19 protein-coding genes are annotated in these 23,429 nt (G+C 42.6%); 11 read left to right on the plus strand and 8 right to left on the minus strand.

The features are described from left to right. Nucleotides 1-116: 116 nt before the first annotated feature. The 4 genes from N693_RS0106630 to yfkAB form a co-directional block, all read right to left on the minus strand. Nucleotides 117-1,862 (minus strand): GMC family oxidoreductase, encoded by a 1,746-nt coding sequence (locus N693_RS0106630; RefSeq protein WP_025784019.1) that lies wholly within the window; start codon nucleotides 1,860-1,862, stop codon nucleotides 117-119. Between the two features lie 11 nt (nucleotides 1,863-1,873). Continuing rightward, nucleotides 1,874-2,722 carry a gluconate 2-dehydrogenase subunit 3 family protein gene (locus tag N693_RS0106635; protein ID WP_025784020.1) on the minus strand — a complete coding sequence of 283 codons (849 nt, stop codon included), beginning with the start codon at nucleotides 2,720-2,722 and terminating at the stop codon, nucleotides 1,874-1,876. A 444-nt stretch (nucleotides 2,723-3,166) separates the two neighbouring features. Continuing rightward, complete coding sequence (gene guaD, locus N693_RS0106640) at nucleotides 3,167-4,528, minus strand: guanine deaminase (RefSeq protein WP_025784021.1); 1,362 nt, start codon at nucleotides 4,526-4,528, stop codon at nucleotides 3,167-3,169. A gap of 36 nt (nucleotides 4,529-4,564) precedes the next feature. Next, nucleotides 4,565-5,677: a radical SAM/CxCxxxxC motif protein YfkAB gene (gene yfkAB / locus N693_RS0106645; protein WP_025784022.1), complete on the minus strand. Its 1,113-nt coding sequence runs from the start codon at nucleotides 5,675-5,677 to the stop codon at nucleotides 4,565-4,567. 257 nt (nucleotides 5,678-5,934) lie between these two features. Between yfkAB and N693_RS0106650 the strand changes: the two genes are divergently transcribed. The 4 genes from N693_RS0106650 (at nucleotide 5,935) to N693_RS0106665 (ending at nucleotide 11,308) form a co-directional block, all read left to right on the plus strand. Beyond that, a complete protein-coding gene (locus N693_RS0106650) occupies nucleotides 5,935-6,906 on the plus strand; it encodes a glycosyltransferase family 2 protein (protein ID WP_025784023.1) in 972 nt (323 codons plus the stop codon). After that, nucleotides 6,884-7,264, plus strand: coding sequence for a GtrA family protein (locus N693_RS0106655; protein ID WP_025784024.1), 381 nt, complete (start codon nucleotides 6,884-6,886; stop codon nucleotides 7,262-7,264). The genes N693_RS0106650 and N693_RS0106655 overlap by 23 nt, the downstream gene beginning before the upstream one ends. Continuing rightward, a complete protein-coding gene (locus N693_RS0106660; RefSeq protein ID WP_025784025.1) occupies nucleotides 7,264-9,879 on the plus strand; it encodes a YfhO family protein in 2,616 nt (871 codons plus the stop codon). The genes N693_RS0106655 and N693_RS0106660 overlap by 1 nt, the downstream gene beginning before the upstream one ends. Before the next feature lie 115 nt (nucleotides 9,880-9,994). Then, entirely contained in the window at nucleotides 9,995-11,308 is a 1,314-nt protein-coding gene (locus N693_RS0106665) for an acetyl-CoA hydrolase/transferase family protein (protein ID WP_025784026.1), read from the plus strand. A gap of 455 nt (nucleotides 11,309-11,763) precedes the next feature. On the opposite strand, the gene N693_RS0106670 is transcribed toward N693_RS0106665, so the two are convergent. Beyond that, nucleotides 11,764-12,411 (minus strand): MOSC domain-containing protein, encoded by a 648-nt coding sequence (locus N693_RS0106670; protein ID WP_025784027.1) that lies wholly within the window; start codon nucleotides 12,409-12,411, stop codon nucleotides 11,764-11,766. 176 nt (nucleotides 12,412-12,587) lie between these two features. On the opposite strand from N693_RS0106670, the gene N693_RS0106675 reads away from it, so the two are divergent. From N693_RS0106675 to N693_RS0106685, 3 genes are all read left to right on the plus strand, one after another. Beyond that, the gene (locus N693_RS0106675) at nucleotides 12,588-13,232 is read left to right on the plus strand and encodes an HAD family phosphatase (protein WP_025784028.1); all 645 of its coding nucleotides are present in this window, start codon (nucleotides 12,588-12,590) and stop codon (nucleotides 13,230-13,232) included. Nucleotides 13,233-13,381: 149 nt separating this feature from the next. Then, nucleotides 13,382-15,073, plus strand: a complete 1,692-nt coding sequence (locus tag N693_RS0106680; protein WP_172643574.1) for a DUF2207 domain-containing protein — start codon at nucleotides 13,382-13,384, stop codon at nucleotides 15,071-15,073. Nucleotides 15,074-15,202: 129 nt separating this feature from the next. Next, entirely contained in the window at nucleotides 15,203-16,384 is a 1,182-nt protein-coding gene (locus N693_RS0106685) for a tetracycline resistance MFS efflux pump (protein ID WP_025784030.1), read from the plus strand. A gap of 24 nt (nucleotides 16,385-16,408) precedes the next feature. Here the strand turns inward: N693_RS0106685 and N693_RS0106690 are convergent, their stop codons facing one another. Beyond that, a complete protein-coding gene (locus N693_RS0106690; RefSeq protein ID WP_025784031.1) occupies nucleotides 16,409-18,004 on the minus strand; it encodes an aspartate:alanine exchanger family transporter in 1,596 nt (531 codons plus the stop codon). Between the two features lie 333 nt (nucleotides 18,005-18,337). On the opposite strand from N693_RS0106690, the gene N693_RS0106695 reads away from it, so the two are divergent. The 3 genes from N693_RS0106695 (at nucleotide 18,338) to N693_RS0106705 (ending at nucleotide 20,559) form a co-directional block, all read left to right on the plus strand. Beyond that, on the plus strand, nucleotides 18,338-18,655 hold the full coding sequence (locus tag N693_RS0106695) for a hypothetical protein (protein ID WP_025784032.1): 318 nt from the start codon (nucleotides 18,338-18,340) through the stop codon (nucleotides 18,653-18,655). Between the two features lie 97 nt (nucleotides 18,656-18,752). Beyond that, nucleotides 18,753-19,484, plus strand: a complete 732-nt coding sequence (locus N693_RS0106700; protein WP_025784033.1) for a MerR family transcriptional regulator — start codon at nucleotides 18,753-18,755, stop codon at nucleotides 19,482-19,484. Nucleotides 19,485-19,593: 109 nt separating this feature from the next. Further along, entirely contained in the window at nucleotides 19,594-20,559 is a 966-nt protein-coding gene (locus tag N693_RS0106705) for a S66 peptidase family protein (RefSeq protein ID WP_025784034.1), read from the plus strand. A 108-nt stretch (nucleotides 20,560-20,667) separates the two neighbouring features. Here the strand turns inward: N693_RS0106705 and N693_RS0106710 are convergent, their stop codons facing one another. Beyond that, a complete protein-coding gene (locus N693_RS0106710) occupies nucleotides 20,668-21,579 on the minus strand; it encodes an NAD(P)/FAD-dependent oxidoreductase (protein WP_025784035.1) in 912 nt (303 codons plus the stop codon). A 153-nt stretch (nucleotides 21,580-21,732) separates the two neighbouring features. Between N693_RS0106710 and N693_RS0106715 the strand changes: the two genes are divergently transcribed. Beyond that, nucleotides 21,733-22,572 carry an alpha/beta fold hydrolase gene (locus tag N693_RS0106715; RefSeq protein WP_025784036.1) on the plus strand — a complete coding sequence of 280 codons (840 nt, stop codon included), beginning with the start codon at nucleotides 21,733-21,735 and terminating at the stop codon, nucleotides 22,570-22,572. 656 nt (nucleotides 22,573-23,228) lie between these two features. Here the strand turns inward: N693_RS0106715 and N693_RS19950 are convergent. Further along, nucleotides 23,229-23,393, minus strand: a complete 165-nt coding sequence (locus tag N693_RS19950; protein ID WP_156028879.1) for an aspartyl-phosphate phosphatase Spo0E family protein — start codon at nucleotides 23,391-23,393, stop codon at nucleotides 23,229-23,231. Nucleotides 23,394-23,429: the final 36 nt, after the last annotated feature.

Here is a 23,429-nt window from a genome sequence, read left to right on the forward strand (position 1 = left end):
CGCTCGCAGCGGAAATCAACTATTCATTGTTAATTCTATTGTAAAAGAAAAAGACTGTGGGCAAGCCCCATGATTTATGGAGTTTGTCTACAGTCCTTTTACTATTAGTTAATGTATTATGCCTTTGCGCCTTCTTTTTTAGGTTTTGTTAGAAGACCTGGTTCTTTCAAGTACTTGATAACCCCTTCTGAAGCGCGGTACGAAAGCGCTCCGATCGTTGCAGTAGGGTGGTGACCTCCGAATTGTGGGAACGCAGATCCGCCAACGACGAATAGGTTTTCCATATCCCACAGCTGCAAGTAGTTATTGATAGCAGACGTTTCAGGATCTTCACCCATACTTACGCCACCAGCGTAGTGTCCACCATCGTAAATGTGGTCGAACTCTTCAGGGATGCTATCTGGGTCGACAATGTCGGCACCCATTTTTTCCATGATTTCCGTACATTTTTCAATACCGAATTTAGCCATAGCTTTATCATGGTCCGTATATTTGTTCGTGATTCGCAGTAATGGATCTCCGAACTCATCCGTATACGTTGGATCGAGAGACGTATAGTTGTGCCACCATGACATAACTGCTGGGGTGTACCAAGCAACTAAGCTACGGTTTGTGTAGTGGACAGATTTCTCTTTAAATTCAGGACCCCAGCCTTTTGTCCCTTTAGGAACACTGTTCGTTGCAATCGGTCCATGTCCATACTGACGTAATTCAATTCCGCCACCGTTGATGAAGTCAAGGTCAGTGTGGTCGAAATTATCGCCAGCGAAGTCACTTAAAGTTCCACCGAGTGCTCCAGCGCCCATGAATAAATTGAATTTCTTTTTATCGAAGAAGCCGCGTGCTCCTAGGAATGTAATGTTGAATTGACCATTGAAGTTACGGCCGATAACGCCTTTACGCGTGACAGGATCATATTGCTCACCGATTTTCGAGAGCATGAGAAGTCGGTTGTTTGTAAATGAGAATGCCCCAAGCACAACGACATCAGCTGGTTGAATATATTCAAGACCTGTCCGAAGGTCGACATACATCACGCCTGTAGCCTTACCGTTTTCGTGCAACACACGACGTACAAGAGAATTTGTACGGATTTCACAGTTACCTGTTTTAATCGCTGTCGGGATTACGGTTACGAGTGGATCTGATTTTGCACCAAAGTCACAACCATACTCCGTACAGTATGAGCAGAACATGCATTGAGCAATTGTTTCGCCATCTGGATTCTTATACGACTGCGAAAGGTTGGCAGAAGCTACTTGATAAGGATGATAGCCCATCTTTTTCGTTGTATCTTTAAACAAACGAACTGCTGGTGATTCCTTCATAGGAGGGTTCGGATAATCACTTGATCTCTTGTCGCCTAGTGGATCCGGTTCTCCAGAAATCCCAGCTGTTTTTTCCCACTTATCATAATACGGTTCCATCTCATCGTACGTAATGCCCCAGTCACGAATAATCATGCCTTCAGGAATTTTCTTTTCACCATAACGCTCAATTGTTTTAGTACGGATTTCGAAGTCGATTGGTCTCCAACGATACGTAGCTCCAGCCCAGTGAACACTGCCGCCACCAAGGTCAGTACCTGCCATCATTTCATTACGCGTACGAACTGGTAGTGCTTCTTCATCCAATGTATTTCGTGATGTAATTGTTTCTGGTGCTAGATTTTGCATCATTTCATAACGATCTGAAAAGCGGAGTTCGTCTTTAACACCAACATAGTCTTGACGGTCAACGGGCTTTCCTCGTTCGAGTGTTACGACTTTATGTCCTGCTTTTGCAGCTTCGGCAGAAACAATACCGCCAGCCCAGCCACTACCTACTACAACAACGTCTACTTTTTCTAGTTTTTTAGCCATTTAGTTTCCTCCTAGCCCCACATTTCTTGATAATCGCGTAGGCTTTCCTGCTTCATTACTGCGAATTCTTCATCTTCAATTTGTCCAAGATACCCCATACGAGGTCCAGGGAATTCTTTCATTTTCCATCCTGCCATATTACGGTTTCCACCATAAACAGGATCTGCGTACGCACCTTCAATGGTTGTTTGCAGCAACAGGTTAAAGAAAACAGTTGAATGGATTCCGTTCATACGAACTTTTCCTTCTTCCAACATTGTCAGGATTTCATCCATTTGTTCACCTTCGAGTTCAAAGAATTTCTTCTTATGCTTCGACTGTGCTGTGGCTTGAAGCGTCTTGACGCCTTCTCTAAAGATTTCACCGCGGTTCATACGCGTCTGATAGCGTGGAGTCGGTGCAGCTACTTGAGTCACAGAGTTAGGTCCTTGCTTATTCTGATCCTTGCTTTGATCCTCATAGTAGGCAGCTTCCTGATTCTGCGGGAATGGCCCCTTCATGTATTCTTTTGCGTTAGATCCCCAGTCGCTAGATAGCTGACGGTCGATGAAATAAGGAACTCCAAGACCAATCGCTCCAGGACCTAGTTTGTCCTCAGGGAAAAGACGTTCAGTCGCAGCAGAAAGCGTTTCGAAATCTTCCGTTTTACTGAAAAAGGTACGAGCTTCCATGTCCTTGTTCTCGGACGCAGCAGGTTTTTTATCAGTCGCAGGTTGTTTCTTCATCTGATTCGTTATCAAACCACCGAACAAACCACCGCCGACTAGACCACCGGCAAGGAGGCCAGTGTTTTTCATGAAATTACGGCGGCTCATTCCTTTTTTGTCTTGCGTATTCTTTGGACCTTGCGCTTCAGACATTGCTTATTCCTCCTTTTTTTTGTTTGTAGATATACCGTACGTCACTCCTATAGCTGATCTTAAGTGATGTAAGGTTGAATTCGTCACTCTATTTGAGTGATAGAAAATAAGAAAAAATAAGTTCATCCATCAAAAAAAGACATCCAAGAAAGTGCTAACTAAGTATAATGCTACAGCGTTTAAGTATAACCATTCTTAAAGCGAATATCTCGGTTTACGAAATAAATTATTCAATATGCCTATGAAGATGGTGTAATGCACAATAAATGGGAAAAAAATCAAAAGTAACGGAGTTTTGTAGTCGATTAGTACTAATTAGCTCTTGTGATAAACAGTATGTCCTGCAAAACCAAGAGTTAAGCAATAATTGTGGAAAAATTATGAGTTTAATACAATTTTTTGCCTAACTACAGCTAAGGTTCTTTAGGGATGCATGTAGCTTGTTCACTTACGAGAATGAACCAGTTCGCCTTGAACCCAGACATCTCGAATGTTTTCAGGTCGTACAAGGTACATCATCTTTTGAAAAATATCAATTAGAGCCTCGTTAGGATCAAATAATGGAAGCTTTGCTGTCGAGATTGTCGGGTCTACGCGCTGGACATCCCACGCATAACCTTCTTCCAGACGTCCTATTGGCAGACTCAAACTCGCTCCACCACCAGAAGTGACCAAGTGGAACGCTTCTGCAATCGTAATGCGAGAATCTTCTACACCTCGTTCATCAGCAGGTACGCTAGGATTTACGCCATCTTCTAACATGCGGGAAGACATGACCGCTTGACGAGAATTATCGTAAAGACTTGGAGAAAATCCACCGGAGATATCCGATCCAAGCCCAATATCCACACCTATCCGAGCAAATTTTGCAATAGGAATTACGCTATTCGCAAAGTACGCGTTAGAAACAGGACAGTGGGCTATCGCACTACCTGTTTCAGCGAACAATTTTGCATCGTCATCAGAAAGGAAATTACTATGGGCCATTACGGACTTGTCCTGTAACAGTCCGAAATCATTGAGTGCCTGTGCATCATTCTTTCCAAAACGTTGTTGCACATGCTGATGAGCCCAATCGCTTTCACTACAATGTGACTGAATATGTGTATCATACTTGGCTGCAAGCGCACCAAGACCTTCAAGGACCTCATCCGTACATGTTGGGATGAATCTAGGAGTGACAACTGGATAGACTCCTTGCTTAGTCGTCTCGGCAATCTTCTTCACTTCTAATATAAATTCCTCAGTGTCCTGCAATGCAGTCTGTGTAGTTGAATCTCGATAAAATTCAGGACATTCTTGAACTAAATCCATCACAACTTTTCCGACTAGACCACGCTGACCACGTTTTGCACAAATGTCCGCTAGCAAAACACTGGCTTCTTTGTGAACCGTGGCAAAGTAAAGAGCAGTGGTTGTACCGTTTGCGAGAAGCGTGCTGACCACATCTTCATAAACTAATTTCGCATAGTCAAGATCTGCAAATTTCGCTTCAGAAGGGAATGTATACGTGCTTAACCAATCATGGAGAGGAATATCCAGCGCTGTTCCAGCTTGTGCCCATTGAGAGGCATGTATGTGCAAGTCAATGAAACCAGGAAGTAAATAGGACCCATCATCAATCTTTTGGAAAGCATCTGTATGTATATACTCATTGAGTACTTTTTCATAATCAGACTGTTCGGGGCGTACGATGCGTTCGATCATACCGTGTTCGTCAATACAGAACAGGCAGTCTTTCAATACCTCTACCTCTTTTGGTGACTTACTTGTAAAGGCAGTTGCTAAAAATACTTTTGTATACATAGACGTTACATCCCCTTATTCGTTTGATAGAGACTATTATACCATCACTGATTTCCTAGTTGTGAAGTCGATGTCCTTATAATAAGCATTCTTAACAAGTAAATTAGGCCCGAGACAACGAACTGCAGGGCAGTGACAGCTAACAGATTTTGCGAGCGGGTGCTGTTGCCACGCTTTATACATTTCGGGAAGGTTCCCGTGTTGAATATTACCAAGAGGTGGCACGTCTCCGAAATCAGTCACAATGACATCTCCAGTGAAGATATTGACGTTCAAGCGGGATCGTCCATCGGGATCATTTCGGACCGACACGTTAGGACTCGCTTTAAGTTGTGCTAATAGTTCCTGATCTTCAGCAGTTGGGCTACAAGAATAGAAAGGCAGCGTGCCAAATAGCATCCAAGTGGCAGGATCGCGGAATTGAAGGATTTCTTTTATAGCCGTGCGGGTTTCGTCCAATGACAGGACTTCTAGAGTTGAAGCGAAGTCACTTGGGTACATCGGGTGAATTTCGTGTCGTGCACATTTCATCTCGTGTACAACTTGTTCGTGAATTTTTTGTAAGTGAGGGAGCGTTCTGCGATTTAACATGGTTTCTGCGGAAACCATTACCCCTAAGTCTGCCAGTGCACGGCTGTTTTCAATCATCCGTTGAAATTGTTCTGCACGACGTTCAAAAGAAGGGACACGTTCCATATTTGCAAACCCGCCTTCAGCGAAATCTTCAACGGTGCCCCAATTATGGGAAATGTGAAGAACATCGAGGTAGGGAGCAATCATTTCATAACGCTCAAGTGGCATTGTCAAGTTGGAATTCATCTGGGTACGAACGCCACGTTCATGCGCATATTTAAGGAGAGGCAGGACGTAACGTTCCACCGATCGTTTTGAAAACATCGGTTCACCGCCGGTTAAGCTAATCGTGCGTAAATGAGGGATTTCCTCTAGTCGCTGGATAAGCAACTCTATCGGAAGCGCATCGGGGTCCTTCGGTTGAAGCATATAGCCGACCGCACAGTGTTCACAGCGCATATTGCACAAATAAGTAGTCGTGAATTCAATGCTAGAAAGTACTTGGTGTCCGTGGGTATCCACGTCTAAATAAGCTTCCCAAGGATCTTGGGAAATCATGTCATTAGTTGAAATCATAAGTCAAACTCCTTCTTCAAAATGTATCTAACTAAGTATGCGCTGAATCAGAAGACGATGCAATAAGAGAACAAATTCGCAGAACAAGGTGAAAATTCTTAGTGGGTGAGAATGGACCGTTTCAGTGTTTCATAGGAACCTCGTTAAACAAAAGAATCATTCTGAACATACTCTCTCTTAAAAAAGGTGATAATTCTATGAAAAACGGGTATTAGAAGGAAAGCCGTTGGCACAAATTTAGAAAGCAGGTGCACAGGATGAAGCAATTGTTTATTTCATTCGTCATCCCTTCATATAACGAAGAAGGCAATATTTTTAACATGATGAACGCATTGAACGAAGTCATGTCGTCAAGTGGGTTACCCTATGAGGTGTTATTTGTAGATGATGGAAGTGACGATAAAACCATGGACGAAATCCGTGGGGCGCTAATCGATTATCCAGAAGTTGAATATGTATCTTTTACACGCAATTTTGGGAAAGAGGCTGCCATTTTGGCGGGGCTTGAGTATGCGAAAGGGGATGCCGTGATATTAATGGATGCAGATTTGCAGCATCCTCCAGAATTGATCCCACAATTGATCCGTGGATATGAAGAGGGGTATGACCAAGTCATTGCAAAACGTAATCGGAAAGGGGACTCTCCGATTCGTTCTTTGCTGTCGCGTGCTTATTACTGGGGAGTGAACAAAACTATCGAAGTCGAGTTACATGATGGTGAAGGTGATTTCCGTTTGCTCAGTCGGCGCGCTGTCGATTCGTTGTTGCAGCTCAGTGAAGGAAATCGTTTTTCTAAAGGACTGTATTCATGGATTGGTTTGGAACAGAAGACGATTTGTTATGACAATGTCACACGACAACATGGTGAGACGAAGTGGTCATTTAAACAATTGCTCAACTATGCAGTGGACGGTATTGTTTCGTTCAATACAAAACCGTTGCGCTTATGCTTCTATGCAGGAATATTAAGCATGTTTTTAGCTATTTCCTATATAGTTATTACATTAGCTGATATTGCAAGAAACGGGGTGGACGTACCAGGTTATTTCACGACCATTTCAGCAGTACTCTTTCTTGGAGGTGTCCAATTATTATCCCTTGGCATCATCGGGGAGTATGTCGGACGGATTTACAATGAAACGAAAAAGCGTCCCCATTATCTCGTCCGCCGGACAAGCGCCGCGGTGAAAGGAAAACCAGTCTCTCATGCCAAAATTCGAAGTTCGTGAATTCATCACATTTGCCATTGTTGGCGTTATTAATACAGGAACCTATTATGCGTTCTACTTGTTTGGATTAAAAGAGCTAGGACTTGTTTATATGGTTGCGCATTTCAGCGCAGTCATTTTAAGCATGATCATTTCTTTTTTCTTGAATAGTTATGTGACATACAAAGTAAAACCGACATTAAAAAAGTTTTTAGTCTATCCGGTGACCCAACTCGTTAATATAGCAGTGACAGCAGTGTTGCTCTACATTCTAGTGGACGGATTGCAGGTGAACAGTAGTATCGCGCCACTAGGGGCGTTGATCATTACAGTTCCTGTGACATTCGTTGTGACTGGAAAGGTGCTGAAGGCGGCGTGATGACGAAAAAGGGTTGGATTGCTCTTGTTGTGGTGAGTGTACTCACCGCTTTAATTGCCCATGGGTTCATGCTGTCGGAATGGATGCAAGGGCGTTACGTTGTGGGACCGAACGATGGCTTATCACAAATGATTCCGTTTAAACATTTTCTGTACGAATCCATGCGGGATGGGAAGTTCTTTTACTCAGAACGCTTTGGATTAGGGGGAGGGTCATTTTCCCAACTTGGCTATTATTTTTCTACGTCCATTGTCTTTTTAGTAACTGCAGCGGTTACGGCGTTTTTAGAATGGATCGGATTGTTAGCATCACCTGATCTTCAATACTGGGCAGATGTTACCGTTTTTGTCAGCATCATTCGTCTTTCAGTGATTTTGGTCATCACGACGATTTTCTTCCGATTAATCGGTTTGAAAAGCTGGTTCGCCTATATTGGTGCAGTCATTTATGGAATAAGTATTTTGTATTTCCGACATGTGACATATTGGGAGTTCTTTGCAGATGCGATTGTTTTTTTGCCGTTATTACTCATTGGGGCAGAACGGATAATGCGGTACGGCAAACCGGGTTGGTTCATTGCCGCGGTCGCGCTTAGTATGATTGACAATTTCTATTTTGCATATATTAACTTCCTGTTAACATTCATCTACATAGTTTTCCGTTGGTTCATTCCCTTGGCTGAGTATGAACTGAAGCGAAAGCGCCAAATCGTATATTTTCTGGTGGGTGGAGTGCTCGGAGCTGCGATAAGTACGCCATTTTTCGTTCCATCAGTTTACGGATATTTGAATAACTTCAGACCCCCGTTTGAAGGGGAGATTCCTCTTTTCGACATGACAGAAAATATTTTGTCCGACGGGAAGTTGGTCGTCTTACCTGCATTTGCTGTTATTTGTTTATTTCTGTTTCCTCTGTACAAAAAGAGAGGATTTCGGTTGTTTGCTAGTATGACCGTACTGTTAGCGGTGTTACACGCATCTCCTGCAGTTGGAAGTGTGTTCAACGGATTATCCGCGCCACAATTTCGCTGGGAACACATGCTCATGCTAGTTGCTGGTGGATTAATAGCTGTCACGCTTCAAAATTGGAAGGAAATCCAAGTTAAACATGCTGTGATTGCGGCACTCGGAACGATTGGCCTTTACGTGATATTTTCGGAATTAGAGTTAGAAGGAAAGCCGAGTTTGTATGCGGACAGTTTAGTAGTAATGGCATTAATCACATGCGCGCTTGCGATTTTAGCTACTGTACGTCAATTTAAGCACTGGGACATAGCATTGTGGATCGGGATTGTTGCGTCTAGTCTAATTACCGTGAATCTATTCCAAGAGGAGAAGTTGACAGGAAATAATGCGAAGGTAGAGCAAGTCGAAGGGCAAGGCATTCCACAGTCCTTTTTCACAAGTGATTCCTATAACGGTGAAGCATCACGTGAACTAGTTCAACAATTGAAGGCACGTGAAGAGGATCCACTTGCTCGTATCGATTGGATGATCGGCACACGTAACAACACACCGATTGTCCAGGACTTTTTAGGGACTAGCATTTACTCAAGTATTTTAAATCAGCACTTGTTACATTTTTACTTAGATGATTTGGCAATCGATATGGGACGGGAAAGTGTCAGTCGCTATGCTGGGTTCGGCGGGCGGGCGAATCTATATAGTGTCCTTAACGGAGCCTATACGATACGTTCAGAAAAGGGGAATCCAGTTCCGTTCGGCTTTGAAGAAGTTGAACAAAATGGTGAATTCAAAGCGTTTGAAAACAAACACCGCCTTCCATTTGTTCGAACAACGAATAAGGTTTATACAGAAGAAGAGTTGGAAGATAGTCCTGTGCTTGCACGCGAGCATGCCATGTTAAATGGAGCGATATTAGAAGAATGGGATGAACAATCGGAAACTTCGCCAGTGGTAGAGGATTTAATGGATAAAGTTACCGTGAAGCCTGTACAAGCGGAGTACAAAAATGACAAGCTTGTTGTTACAGGAAAGAATGGCGGTATCGATTTGAAAGTCTCCGACGTCCGTCTGTTGAAAGAGGACACGTATGTTTCGTTTTACTTGGAGCGCTCAACTGCAGACAAAGGCTTTCACTTGAAAGTGAATGATTATAAAACGACTCGTAAACGGGCAGATTCGATATACCGCACTCGTGTCAATGACATTACGATCCGGGTTCCGTCTGAAGAAACTATTCGAATTCGTGTACCTGAAGGGACGTATACATTAAGTGATTTAGCACTTTATGCTGAGGATTATTCGACACTTGAGGAGGCTGAGCGAAAGAACGAACAGACTTCTGAGCCCATTGTTGAGTGGAACGGTGGTCATGCAACCGTTCATCTTGATAATTCGAAGGGAGACAGTTTAGCTGTGATGCCGATTCCATTTGAAAAGGGGTGGACGGCGAAAGTGAATGGTGAAAAAGTGTCTGTATTGAAAGCGAATTATGCCTTTTCGGGTATCCCAATTGAAGCAGGGTTCAATACAATTGAAATGTCATATCGACCACCTTACTTCGGGGCATCACTGATTGTCAGTTTCCTTGTGCTAACAGGATTGTTCGTTTGGATGATTAGGAAAAAGAGAAACAAACCTTTCGCAGATTGATGCGAAAGGCTTGTTTTCGTAATAAGTGATTTACCTATCAGGTCACTCTGTTGAGCGAGCGCTCAGTCTGCGTTATAATCGAAGTATCATATGAACTGGAGCTGTTAACCAAACCATGACGAAACATTTGAGCGAGCAAGAATTGTTGGAGCTAATGCAACCTGGCACTGATCTCATTATTCCAATTGCAAATGGGGAACCTCACTTGTTACTGGATTTATTAGAAGCAAATTACGAACAATTGGATCGCGTAACCGTTCACCAAATGTTGGCACTCCGTGAACGTGCTTATATTCGAGGAGAAATGAAAGGACATTTGACTCACACGTCCTATTTTTTGAGCGGAGCGACACGCAACGCATTCCGTAGTGGAGCTGTCGATCTCGTTCCAAACGTATTCAACGAAGTCCCGAGATTGTTACGCGAAACACTGAGACATCCGGTCGTCATGGCAGTTGCATCTTTACCTGATGAGCATGGGTACTTCTCACTTGGAACCCAGGCTGATTATGTTTCTGAGTTCATCGGGAAAGTTCCGTTCATTCTTGAAGTGAACAGACACATGCCACGCACCTTCGGGAAAAACCAAGTACACATGAGCCAAATTGAAGGCTATGTCGAACACGACGCTCTTCTTGCAGAAGAGAAGTGCCCCGTTAGTAATGAAAAAGATAAAAAGATTGCAAGTTATATCACGTCTCAAATTCAGAGTGGAGATACGTTGCAGGTGGGAATTGGAGCGGTTCCGAATGCTGTTATGAGTATGCTGCGGGACCACCGTGATTTGGGGATCCATACAGAAATGTTGACGGATGGAATTGTAGACCTCGTTGCGTCGGGTGCGGTGACAGGTATGAACAAATACACCCATCAAGGGAAAATTGTGACGACGTTTGCTTATGGGACTCAGCGACTCTATGAGTTCCTTCACAATAATCCTAGCGTTGAGTTTTTACCTGTGAGTATGGTCAATGATCCTTATGAAATTGCAAAAGAGGACAATATTGTATCGATCAATGCAACGACAGAAGTGGACTTGTATGGCCAATGTGCTTCTGAAACGATTGCCGGAAACTATTATTCCTCAACAGGCGGACAAGCAGACTTCGCAAGGGGTGCTCAACTTGCGAAAAATGGGAAAGGGTTCATCTGCATGTACTCGACATTGAAGAACGATACCATGTCACGCATCAAAGTGAATCTTGCTCCTGGTTCTGTCGTAACGACGTCTAAAAACGAAGTCGATTGCATCGTAACCGAATATGGAATTGCCAAGTTGCATGGAAAGTCGCTCCGCAAACGTGCGGAAGCTTTGATTGCGATTGCACATCCTAAATTCCGAGATGAGCTACGAAGCGAAGCGATGGCCGCTGGAATTTTGCCTGCTCAAGATGAGCAGGCAGCTGCAGAGATGGCTGAGCGCTCATAAACTTGGAGAAGTGATCATAAATCATGGAATATGCTCATAAAACTGGGGACGTGCTCATAAATTATGGAATATGCTCATAAAACTTTAAAAGTGCTCATAAATCATGATAAACGCTCATAAACTAGGGAAAGTGCTCATAAACAAAAAGTGGAGTCCCAATCAATCGCCCGCGGTATGAAAACAGATGCCTACACTCAACTAGCTCGTGACAAATCAAGCACTTAAAACCCTAATAAAGTAAGCTTCGCATCCGCGAATGCAATTTTATCGAAACACCATACTAAAAACAGGAGCCCCATAATCCGGAGGCTCCTGTTTTATTAAGTTAACTCATAGGCAAAGAGTAACACACCCGGTTCACTTAAGTACTCGTAAGGTCAGTAATATAAGTGACTCGAGTAAACAACCATAAAAGTTTTCGGGCGACCATTCAATCTAAAGGTAGCTCATCATCTTTAGGAGTTCACAAGTGCTTTTTCTAAACGTTTACCAAACTTATCACGCCAATCTTCAGCAAGTGCATCAATTGCTAAAACACGACGGATTCCCTCGATGTTTTTCGTATCGTGAAAATAGATAGTATTGGCTTCGAGCACTGTCACGCCATGGGTGTCACTTTTGTGCAATGAAATCTGGTCCTCCGACCGCACCATTCCTTCTTTTAGAACGCGACATAAGTAGCCGGTAAATCCGGTCTGAATCATGTTTTTCATCATAGGATGTCCCAGGCGCTGATCAATTGTATTGCACGGAATTCTTCCTTGGGTCACTTGTATGATAGCGTCTCCAAGTGTAAAGATATCGCCTATACAAACTTCCGCTTCGGTCATGCCCACTGCTGTAATATTTTCTCCGAATGCTGCGGGTGGAAGTACACATTCAAACTCATCATTCCACTTGGCATAATGTTCATGAGGATACATACAAACTGCACGATCTGGGCCACCGTGGTGTTTTTTATCAGCCACGTCATCGCCTTTGAAACCATCAACAGACAAAAATGCTTCTTGAATTGTTTCCTTGCAAATGCCGGTCACGAGTTCTTTTCCTTTTGACGTACTAATTTGCTTAGGTAAACTCGTAGATAGTGTCACTAATTGCATGTACTCTCCTCATTTCTATTCATTAGATTATGGATTAAGTATAGCAAATGAAACAACAGTTAACGACAGTATTCTGATAACAAGATGAATACCAGAGAATTGGTCGACCAAATGAGCCTTTGCCCCTATAATGGGTACAGGAGAACTAGAACGTATTTTGGAAATGGGGAACAAGAGTGAAGAAGGCAGTAATATTTGACTTTGATGGAACAATCATTGATACAGAATCAGCATGGTTTGATATATATCAGGAAATCTTGAAGGAACAGCATGGATTCAACTTGACGTTGGAGGAATTCGTGAAAGTGGTAGGTTCAACGGATGGAGCCTTATTCGACTTTATTGACAAGTCGCTCGATGTGCCAGTGGATCGTACTGTTTTCCATGATCAGGTCAATACCCGGTTTGAAACGATTCGAGAACAATTGGCTTTACGGGAAGGGTTTTTAGAGACTGTAAAACAACTAAAAGAGCGAGGGGTCTTGCTGGCTGTTGCGAGTAGTTCAAAGCGAAATTGGGTCGAAGGATTTCTCGCGCAATATGGCTTGCTGGAATATTTCCCGATTATCGTTTCAGCAGAGGATGTGGATGAAGTGAAACCAAATCCAGCTATATACGAAGTGACATTGGAACGACTCGGTGTTACACCAGATGAGGCAATTGCTGTGGAAGATTCCTACAACGGATCGATTGCAGCTATAAGTGCAGGTGTCCATTGCTTAATCATCCCGAATGATGTGACGCGTTCGTTATCGTTCCATGAAAAGGGGCAACTGATTGAGTCGTTTTGTGACTTTGACTATCGTTTGCTAGAGCAGTAAATAGGTAATTCGAGAGCGTTCTATCCAAAAATGGATGGAACGCTTTTATATGGGCGGATTTAGGGGAAGAGACGTATAGACGGTCTAATCTTTCGAACTTTGAAACTATAAGAATGGATATTCGTAAAAGAAAGAAGGGAGTGATGGACGTGAAAAGAATATTGTTAAGTGTTGTGATGTTGGTATTGTTAATAGTTTTACCGAATCCGGCATTTGCAGAAGACTTTACAATCAATGATTTTAAGATTGACGCATATCTTGAATCGGATGGGAATGTGCAGGTGAAGGAACGGTTAACATATGAATTCGACGGTTCTTTCAATGGAATCACCCGTGACCTTTATCCGAAAGAAGGTAGCAAAATCAGTGACCTTCATGCTGAAGAAGACGGAAAATCCCTGAAAATCGAGGGGAATGACGGTAGCTACAAAATACACAGGAAAGCAAAAGATGAGACTGTCACTATTGAGTTAACCTACACGATTGTAGGAGGTGTAGAAAAATACTCTGACATGGCACAGTTTTACTGGCCATTTTTTGACGATCGAAACGAAACTGACTTTGGAAATGTAACGATCACCGTTCACCCGCCTGAAGTGACGGATGATGTGATTGCGATGGGCTATGATGCTGCACGTGGATCTGAAATGACTAATGAAGAGCGGCCGGTTGTATTTAATCTTGGAGAAGTATCAGCGGGGACTAATGCAGATGTCCGTGTCGGTGTTGACGAAGCACTGTTCACTGGGGCTGTACGTATAAGCGACAAAAAAATACGACCTGAATTGGAAAAGGAGCAACAATCACTAATTGCAGCTCAAGATCATTATGACAAGATGCATAAGTTGTCGGGACAGGTGGCGCCATTCATATTCGGAGGTGCTGTACTGTTACTGATTCTTATAGGCGTATATGCAATGCGACTGCAAAAAAAACGTCGTGAGAAAGCAGTCTTGGAATATCCAGAAGCCTATTTTGTTCCAGAAGCGATTATGAGTCTGCCTTCAACACTCAGATACACGGTGCCGCATGTTGAAAGTACACAAGTCCAAACAACGGCACTCTTGGACTTACTTCGAAAAGGATACATTGAGAGAGATGGTGAAGATGCGTTTCGTGTAGTCAGTCGCGATACGGAATATGAGCACGAACGCTTGCTCATTGAATGGTTATTCGATGGTTTTGGTGATGGCCAAACGTTTTCCTACAGTAATTTAGAGGTATTGGAAGGGGACAAATTGTCAGTTCAACAGGAAGTCAATAAATACAATACATTGCAAAGTGCATGGGAGAAGTCTATACGGGAGGAAATAGATAAGAATCATATGAAGGGTGGCGGTAAAGGCGTACGAGTCTTATCTGTCATGGTAGGATTTTTACTAATTGCTCCGATGATTGTATTTGGAATCTACGGCCAGACAATGTGGCTATTGTTTTTAATATTCCCAAGTCTAATTCTTGTGTTATTTGGATTGTTGTACTCTCCTAAAACAGTCAAAGGACTTGGAATCCAGTACCAATGGGATGCTTTCCGGAAACGATTACCCGAGGTTTCTGCTGCTGATTTGAATGATCAATTGGATGACGAGCAAAAGCGAGCAGTGATTTTTGGAATCGGTACAAAAACGCTTGATGAAAACAAATTGTTTGAAACGAATTCAGTCTACGAACGTGGATATGTTCCGCCTATTATGTATTATTTCCCGATTGGAGCACATGCTTATTTGCAATTAGGTCGTGCAGATAGTGCGGTCGCGGCTTCAAGTACATCTTCCTCATCCTCAACATCATCCGGTGGGGGCGGAGTTGGCGGAGGAGGTGGAGGTGCGGGAGCGTTTTAGACCTTGCGACAAGGAATGTTCACAACCACTTGATTCTTTGGAACAATTAACTTTGTAACAACAAACAACCATGATAAGATGAGAAAATAACCTATTTTAGCGTCGATACTGGTTGTAGGAGCGGAACATATGAAAAAATCATCCATAACACTGTGGTTGTTATTAACAAATTTGCTCATTGCTTTCTTAGGCATAGGTCTTGTGATTCCCGTCATGCCAACGTTAATGAATGAGTTACATCTCTCGGGAAAAATAGTCGGCTATTTAGTCGCTTTCTTTGCAGTCGCACAGCTTGTAGCATCTCCGTTATCGGGGCGTTGGGTGGATTCAATTGGACGGAAGAAAATGATCGTCATTGGATTGCTCATGTTCAGTGTATCGGAATTGCTGTTTGCTGTTGGGCAAACGTTATCGGTCCTGTTTGCGTCTCGAATCGTAGGTGGTGTTAGTGCAGCTTTCATCATGCCAGCGGTTACAGCATTCATCGCAGATATCACCACAAACGATACTCGGGCTAAAGCTCTTGGCTATATGTCCGCAGCAATTTCCACTGGATTTATACTAGGACCAGGAGTAGGTGGATTTCTTGCAACTCTTGGTACGCGGGTTCCGTTTTTCTTCGCAGCGGGTCTTGCACTTTTTGCAGCAATCTTCTCGCTGATTATGTTGCGGGAGCCTGAGCGTCAATATGAGGAAACGATGAATACGAAAAAGCCAGGATTCACACGAGTTTTTGCACCCATATACTTCATCGTGTTCCTCTTGATTTTTGTATTGTCATTCGGACTTGCATCGTTCGAATCCATATTTAGCTTGTTCGTCGATCACAAATTTAGGTTCACACCTGCGGATATTGCGATCGTAATTACAGGTAGTGGAATTGTCGGTGCGATCGCACAAGTTGTTTTGTTCGACCGACTCGCAAAGCGGTTGGGTGAAAAAAAACTCATATACTTGTGTTTAGTATTATCCGCTATCTTAGTTGCAGCGATGACGGTAGTAAGTTCTTACTTTGCGGTTTTAGCTGTAACGATTGTCGTGTTTGTTGGATTTGATTTAATCCGCCCAGCGGCGACTTCCTACTTGTCTAAAATCGCAGGAAATGAGCAAGGATTTGTCGGAGGGATGAACTCTATGTTTACAAGCATCGGGAATATGATTGGCCCGATAGTGGGAGGCATTCTGTTCGACATTGATCTTGACTATCCTTTCTACTTTGCAACAATTGTACTCATCGGAGGAGCTATACTCGCATTCGTTTGGATGCGTAGACCTGATGTAACAAAAGACCCTATACACCAGCCGTTGTAATTGGCTGATGTATAGGGTCTTTTTCTATAAGAAGAACACTATCAATTGGGATGCGATCGCAACCAGGATTAGCGCAAATGGATAAGCAGCTGCGTACGCAATCGCTGGATCTTCTGAGTCAATGAGTTGGTTCAAGGCACCGAGAGCAGGGGTACTGGTCATTCCACCTGAAAGTCCGCCAAGTGAGTGGACGACACTTAGTTTTAACAGCTTGCGCGCAGCGAAATAGCCAGCGAAAATAGGAATCAGAGTTATCAAAACCCCACCAAATATGAGCTTCACGCCTTCAGTCTGGATAACATCTACAATTCCGGCACCGGCTGTCGTTCCGGCTCCGGCTAGGAATAGTACCAGTCCGAGCTCACGGATAACGTGATTGGAAGGACCATAATAGCGAACGTGGATAGGTCCAAGCTTACCGAAATGCCCAATAATCAGAGCGACAAAAAGAGGACCTCCTGCGGTTCCTAACTTTATCGTGCCAAGCCCTGGGATTGGTATCGGTACCATCCCAAGTAGTACCCCAAGAAGTAACGTGATACTAATTGAAAAAATATCCAAATTCGTGATGGCGAGTTTTTTGCGGCTGAAAAGTTCTTCGACTTCATCGAGACGTTGTTCTGTACTGACAATCGTCAAGACGTCTCCACGGATTAACGGCAAGTTTGGATTTTGCGTAAGTTCAATTCCCTCACGTGTAATGCGAGTTACTGTCGTTCCATGGTCTTTTCGTAATCGAAGTTCTTTCAGTGTTTTCCCAATTACTTCATCTGAATCGACGGTCACTTTCCGGAGGTGGACATTGTCGGGATTCTCTAAATCTGTGTCGACAGACTTCCCAACATATGCAATCAAACCATCGAGCTTCGTCTCGTTACCGACAACAACAAGATTGTCTCCGTTCAGAAGAATCGTATCACCTAGCGCAATCATTGTATGACCATCACGAATGACCCGACTGACGACAGCATCATAGGGAGCGAAATTCAACTCGCTCAGACTGCTCTTGTGAAGCATAGGATTCGTCACTTCAAGTGTTGTGAGCACGGGAGAACCTACTGTCCGGATTGGGTTCGCAGTCTCTTCCAAGTCTTTTTGTAAGTCTATTTTGCCGATACGAGGCAGCAGCTGGACAAATAAGACAACCGCGAGCACACCGAACGGATAGGCAATCCCATAACCGACTGACGCAAGTGGATCATGCGTTGCCTGCAAGGCTGCAGCTAAACCGGGTGTACTTGTAAGAGCGCCAGTCATTAGCCCAACACTTAGTGCCGGGTCTAGGTTGAACACTTTTGCGACCAAAATCGTCGTGACAACCGCAAACAGGATGATTAGTAACGATAAAATTCCGAAAATCAGACCACTAGATCGCAACATGCGGAAAAACTTCGGACCTGCCTGTAATCCGATACCGACTATGAAAAGACTCAATCCAAAGTTTTGGATCACTGGCGAAATGGCAAAGCCGAAATGTCCAAATACCATTGCAACTAGCAAAACTCCTGCTGCCCCTAAGTTAAGCCCCTTAATGGACAACGAGCCGAACCAGGAACCCAGAAATAAGATAACGAATAATAATATCAGTGGTTCGTCGAGTAACGAGTGCAGTAATTCCATCCAATTCACCTCTATGAAACAATCTACCCCAAGTATACTGTAATGAACCAGCTGAGTGCAGTGACAAGTCCTGAAATTCCCATTGCTATAAACGATAGTGAATCTGTGGATTTTCTTGGACATCCCCTCTTATTTTGAGAGCTGTAGTGTTATCAATTCAAGTCGTCCGTTTTGCCCGAACCCTACGCTTGGTAGAATTTTTGTAGCTGAACAGTGTGTAAGTTTATTTTAAAGAGAATTAGTGAATTGGGAGGAAAAGGTTAGCCATCTTGCGCAATAGGGAAAGAACGAAATGAGGAAGTCCACTATCTACACATGGAAAGGAGTTTTCACGTGGGAATATTATTAATCATTTTCATCGCACTAGGTTCAGCGGGGTTGCTCCTTCAAGGGTTGATGTATACGAAGCAATTTAACTTGAATTTAGGAATTCGTGTCATGAATACTGTGCTCGGCCTAATCATTGCATACATAACGTTCACTTCGTTTCCTGAAGGTGAAACTATACGAAAGTCAATCGCTGCGGCACTGGGAATTATCGCTTTAGGTGGTTTAGCAATTAGTTTTGTAAAACGGGAGGCACTCGCAGGTAGAGTACTTCTCACCCTCTCCGTATTAGTCGGACTCGTCTTTTTGTATGTTGGCATTTGAATTGGAATAGGTAGGCTGCTTCTAAAAATAAGCAGTCTATTTTTTCTTGTTGACTCTTACGTTACGTCAGCCTTTACACTGAAAGTATGAAAGGAGAATGGGTATGAAAGTGAAAGAAGTAGCAGCATTATCAGGCGTGAGTGTCAGAACGCTGCATCACTATGATGAACTAGGTTTACTGAAACCCGCAGAAACGACTGAAGTGGGATATCGGGTTTATTCCGATGAAAATCTTGCTGAGCTCCAACAGATTTTGTTTTACAGAGCACTTGGTTTTTCGTTAAAACAAATCAAAGAAATACTGTCCAATCCATCATTTAATCGACTTGAAGCGTTGGAAAGTCAGCGACAGATGCTTCATCAGAAGCGGTCTCAACTCGACGACATGATCCGGACGATTGAACAAACAATAAAAGAAGGAAAGGGTGAAGTAACGATGACACGCGAAGAACGATTTAAAGGATTCGACTTCAGTGAAAATCCTTATGAACAGGAAGCGAGAGACCGGTGGGGAGATGGAGCTGTGGATGAAACGAACAAGAAATTGCAACAGTTCGGTGGGGAACAGCAGGAAAAGATGAATGTCATCTACCGACGTCTTGCTGAAGTGCGACATCTCCCATCGAATTCTGAGGAAGCCCAACAAGCAATCGGGGAATGGTATCAGTTTTTAAATACAATTGGTACGTATTCAATAGAAGCATTCGCAGGACTTGGGGAAATGTATGTTGCCGACGAACGTTTTACAACAAATATCGATAAGTTTGGTATAGGGCTCGCGAGCTTCATGCGCGATGCGATGAGAGAATACGCACGACAAAATAATTAGTAATGAGCAGGCATCCTTCTAAGGGTGTCTGTTTTAGTTTGACCCCGTTTGTTCATTGTTCTATGATTAATCAAAACAGTTTGACACTAGATGAAAAGGTTGTGAGCCTATGAACGTTCCTGCTAAATTACAAATTGGTGATGAGATTCGTATTGTCGCACCGAGTCGAAGTGGTGCGATATTATCTGAAGATGGAGTGAAGAGCGCAACAGAACGATTAGAAGCACTTGGATTCAAAGTCACGTTTGGTAAGTATGCATTTGAGTCGGATCTTCATCACTCTGCGTCGATTGAACACCGAATCGAGGATGTCCATGAAGCGTTCAGAGATCCTGCTGTCAAAGGTATTCTGACAGTCATTGGCGGGTTTAATAGCAATGAATTACTGCCATATCTGGATTATGAATTGATTGGGAACAACCCTAAAGTATTTTGTGGATATAGTGACATTACCGCGATTGCGTCCGCGATTACGGCCAAAACAGGGATGGTAACATATTCAGGACCTCATTTTTCAAGCTTTTCGATGGATATTGGCCGAGAATGGCAGACGGAGTTTTTCAAAAAGTGTCTCATGCAAGAGGAACACTTTTCGCTCACTCCTTCTGAACAATGGAGTGATGATTCGTGGTATTTGAATCAGGAAAATCGAATGTTTGAACCGACTGAATGGAAGGTTTATAACGAAGGAGCGGCACAGGGGCGAATCTTTGGTGCGAATTTATGTACGTTGAACCTGTTGCAAGGAACGGAGCATATGCCTAATTTGGGCGATTCAATTTTATTCATTGAAGACGATGAAATGACGATACCCGAGACGTTTGCACGGGATTTGACTTCGCTGCTACAGGTCGCAGGTGAAATCCGCGGGCTGGTAATGGGGCGTTTTCAACGGGGATCCAAGGTAACTGATGAGCAAATCCACTATATTCTCGATAAACACCCAATGCTCCAAAACATACCTGTGCTTTATGATGTCGATTTCGGTCATACACAACCGATGTTTACCTTCCCAATCGGTGGCGAGGTAGTTTTGAATAGTGCGGATTGTTCAATCGAATTGAAAAAGTTCTAACGTGACAAACAATCTCTCAAACTGGCACTGCTTCATGCAGTGTCTTTTGGCATTATGTTCTCTAAAGTGAAAGTTTCATGCATTAATCATTATTAGAAGAGATGTATGCTATTCTGTTTGATCAAATAATTCGTTCGTTAGATCTCCGTTAATCCCGATTGCCGCGGCACTTCCACTGCCTGCCGCTACAATAAGCTGAGCAGGGACGATATTTGCCATATCACCTGCAGCGTATACGTTCCATACATTTGTACGTCCATATTCGTCAGTCTGGATTCCTCCGTATTTGTTCAATTTGCAGCCGAGGATTTCGGCAAAACGGTTAGGGTGCGACCACAGAGGAGTAACGAAACCATATGATCGGTCGATTAGCGTGCCGTCTTCTAGACGCACGCGTTCAAGTTGACCGTCTGTGCCTTCAAGCCCGGAAAGAATATCTTCCACAACTTTTATACCATGTGTTTCCAGACGCTCCCTTTCGTGTAGTTCGAGTCGACCTTCTCCGTTAGTAAACACAATGAGATCATGACTCCATGTGAAAACCTCTTTTGCAAGCTTATAGACATTTTTGTCTGCAATGACGGCGAGAGGCTGATCGCGAACTTCCCAGCCGTCACAGTATGGGCAGCTAAACAAGCTTGTCCCATAAAATCGTTCAATGCCCGGTACATTCGGCTGCTCATCTTTTAAGCCTGTCGCTAGCAAGATTTTAGTGCTTTTATATACGTTATTGGATTCTGTGGTTACTTCGTAATTTGTTTCTGAAATGCGTTCAATAGAGAGTGCCTTTTCAGGTTTGACTTGAATGGAAGGGTAGGCTTCCAATTCTTGCAATGCGAGCTGACGTAATTTTGCCGGTTGTATTCCATCACGTGTTAAAAATCCGTGCGATTCCCGGACGACATGATTACGGGCTTCATTACTATCGAATAAAATGACATTTCTACGAGCTCTCCCGAGGACGAGTGCGGCGTTTAATCCTGCTGGTCCCCCGCCGATGATAATGCAGTCATAGTCCATTTTCTTTGCTCATCCTTTCTACATACATTCACTTTACCCATGTCTACTGTGATTAAGCTAAAAGAACGTATTAATGTTAGATGTGTGCTGAACAATCATGGATTATATTTGGTTTAACAAGAATTTAAAGGATATTACAAGGAGGTAGCAGTCATGTCCGAGTGGAATAGAAAGATGATTGAAACTTCTCATGGGTGCTTTGAAGTGTTTGAGAAAGGAGAGGGTGAACCTGTTTGTATAACTCATCATTATTCGGAATTTAATGAGTCTGGGGATTACTTTGCAGAAACATTTATAGAAAATAATAGAGTTATTTTAGTTAACTTAAAAGACGTAGGGAACTCCGATAAAGCAGAATGTGCACATGAACTAAGCATGGTGGACGCAGTACTTGACCTAGAAGGAATTCGAAAAGCGTATGGATACCCATCTTGGACATTTGCTGGACATTCAACTGGTGGGATGATTGGCGTACTATATGGAATTCATTTTTCATCCTCTTTAAAATCCCTTATCATTGTAGGCTCTTCTGCGAGAGAATATAGCTCATCATCCAGTAAGTGCATTTATAATGAAGGACATCCTAAATTTAAACGTATGCAAGAATTGATGGAACTATTAAAATTGCAAAGCCTTGAGGGAAGTGAGCGGAAGAGATTGTCTAAAGAAAGAACTCAACTATCTTTATTTAAACCCGAAAATTATGACTTATATTTTTCGAAAAAAATCACAAAAAAGATGTCTACAAATAGATTAAATTTTTTTAGTAGAGAACAACAAATTTTTGATCTTACTCGCCAATTATCAGCAGTTACAACAAAAACTATCATTCTTTGCGGTAGGCATGATGTTCAATGTCCTGTGAATTTTTCAACTGAAATGAGTATTTTAATTCCAGAAGCTTCATTACATATTTTTGAACAAAGTAATCATTATCCCTTTTTAGAAGAAGAGGTCGAATTTAAACAAGTTGTAAAAGCCGTATTATCATAAAAAAATTGTTCAAATTACAGGGGCAATTCTTGCAGAAGAATTTGCACCTTTTCTGTAACTGGACAGATTACTATCTGAATTTCACATAAGTATTTTGAAAGGAGATGTTTTTTTAGTGTTCCAGAACACAAACGGTAATTACAAAAGATACTTTTGGAAGAGGTTCTTTATTCTATTTACTCCACTTTTCTTAATTGGTATTATCTCCGAGCCTTATATATCTAGCAATTCCTTCTATGCACTCGAAGATTATTGGGAATTTCTTTTCTTTTTACTGTTTTATGCTCTTGTTTTAGGTGGGATATCAGCTTTTATTATTCCGTTTACTTGGAGATTAAAACAATCAAAAACATAGTTTTATACTTTGAAAAAAATCATTTTTTCCGTAATCGTAGGTATTTGTGGAGTAAGCGTATATTGAGGATTATACCTAGTCCAATCCGTTCTTTCTCAAAGCCATTTAGATTATAGGATTAAGAAAGTAACTCCCGAATATGTAACTTTTCAGAACAGCAATTTTTACTTGGTTATCGAGTTTGGACGGGTTTTTATAATAATCATTAAGTTTGATGAAATATGAAAAGACAGGTCCGAAAAACTGGACCTGTCTTTTTTGTTTGAATATCTTTTTTATACCGTTGATTCATATTCTATAGTTATGAACAAATCCCCTGCACTCTGTTCAATAAGATATCCAGTTCACGACTGCATTCGACAACGCTTGGATGTGTGAATCCTAAGTGTTCTGCTTTTTTATACATTACTTTTCTTTTTACCTTAATTCTCAACAACAGTAAGTTCATTTTGCCCGCCTTAAACATTTCTACGCCCCCGTAATATAGATTACGCTTCAAATC

The organism is Sporosarcina sp. D27, assembly GCF_000586555.1.
Lineage (GTDB): Bacteria > Bacillota > Bacilli > Bacillales_A > Planococcaceae > Sporosarcina.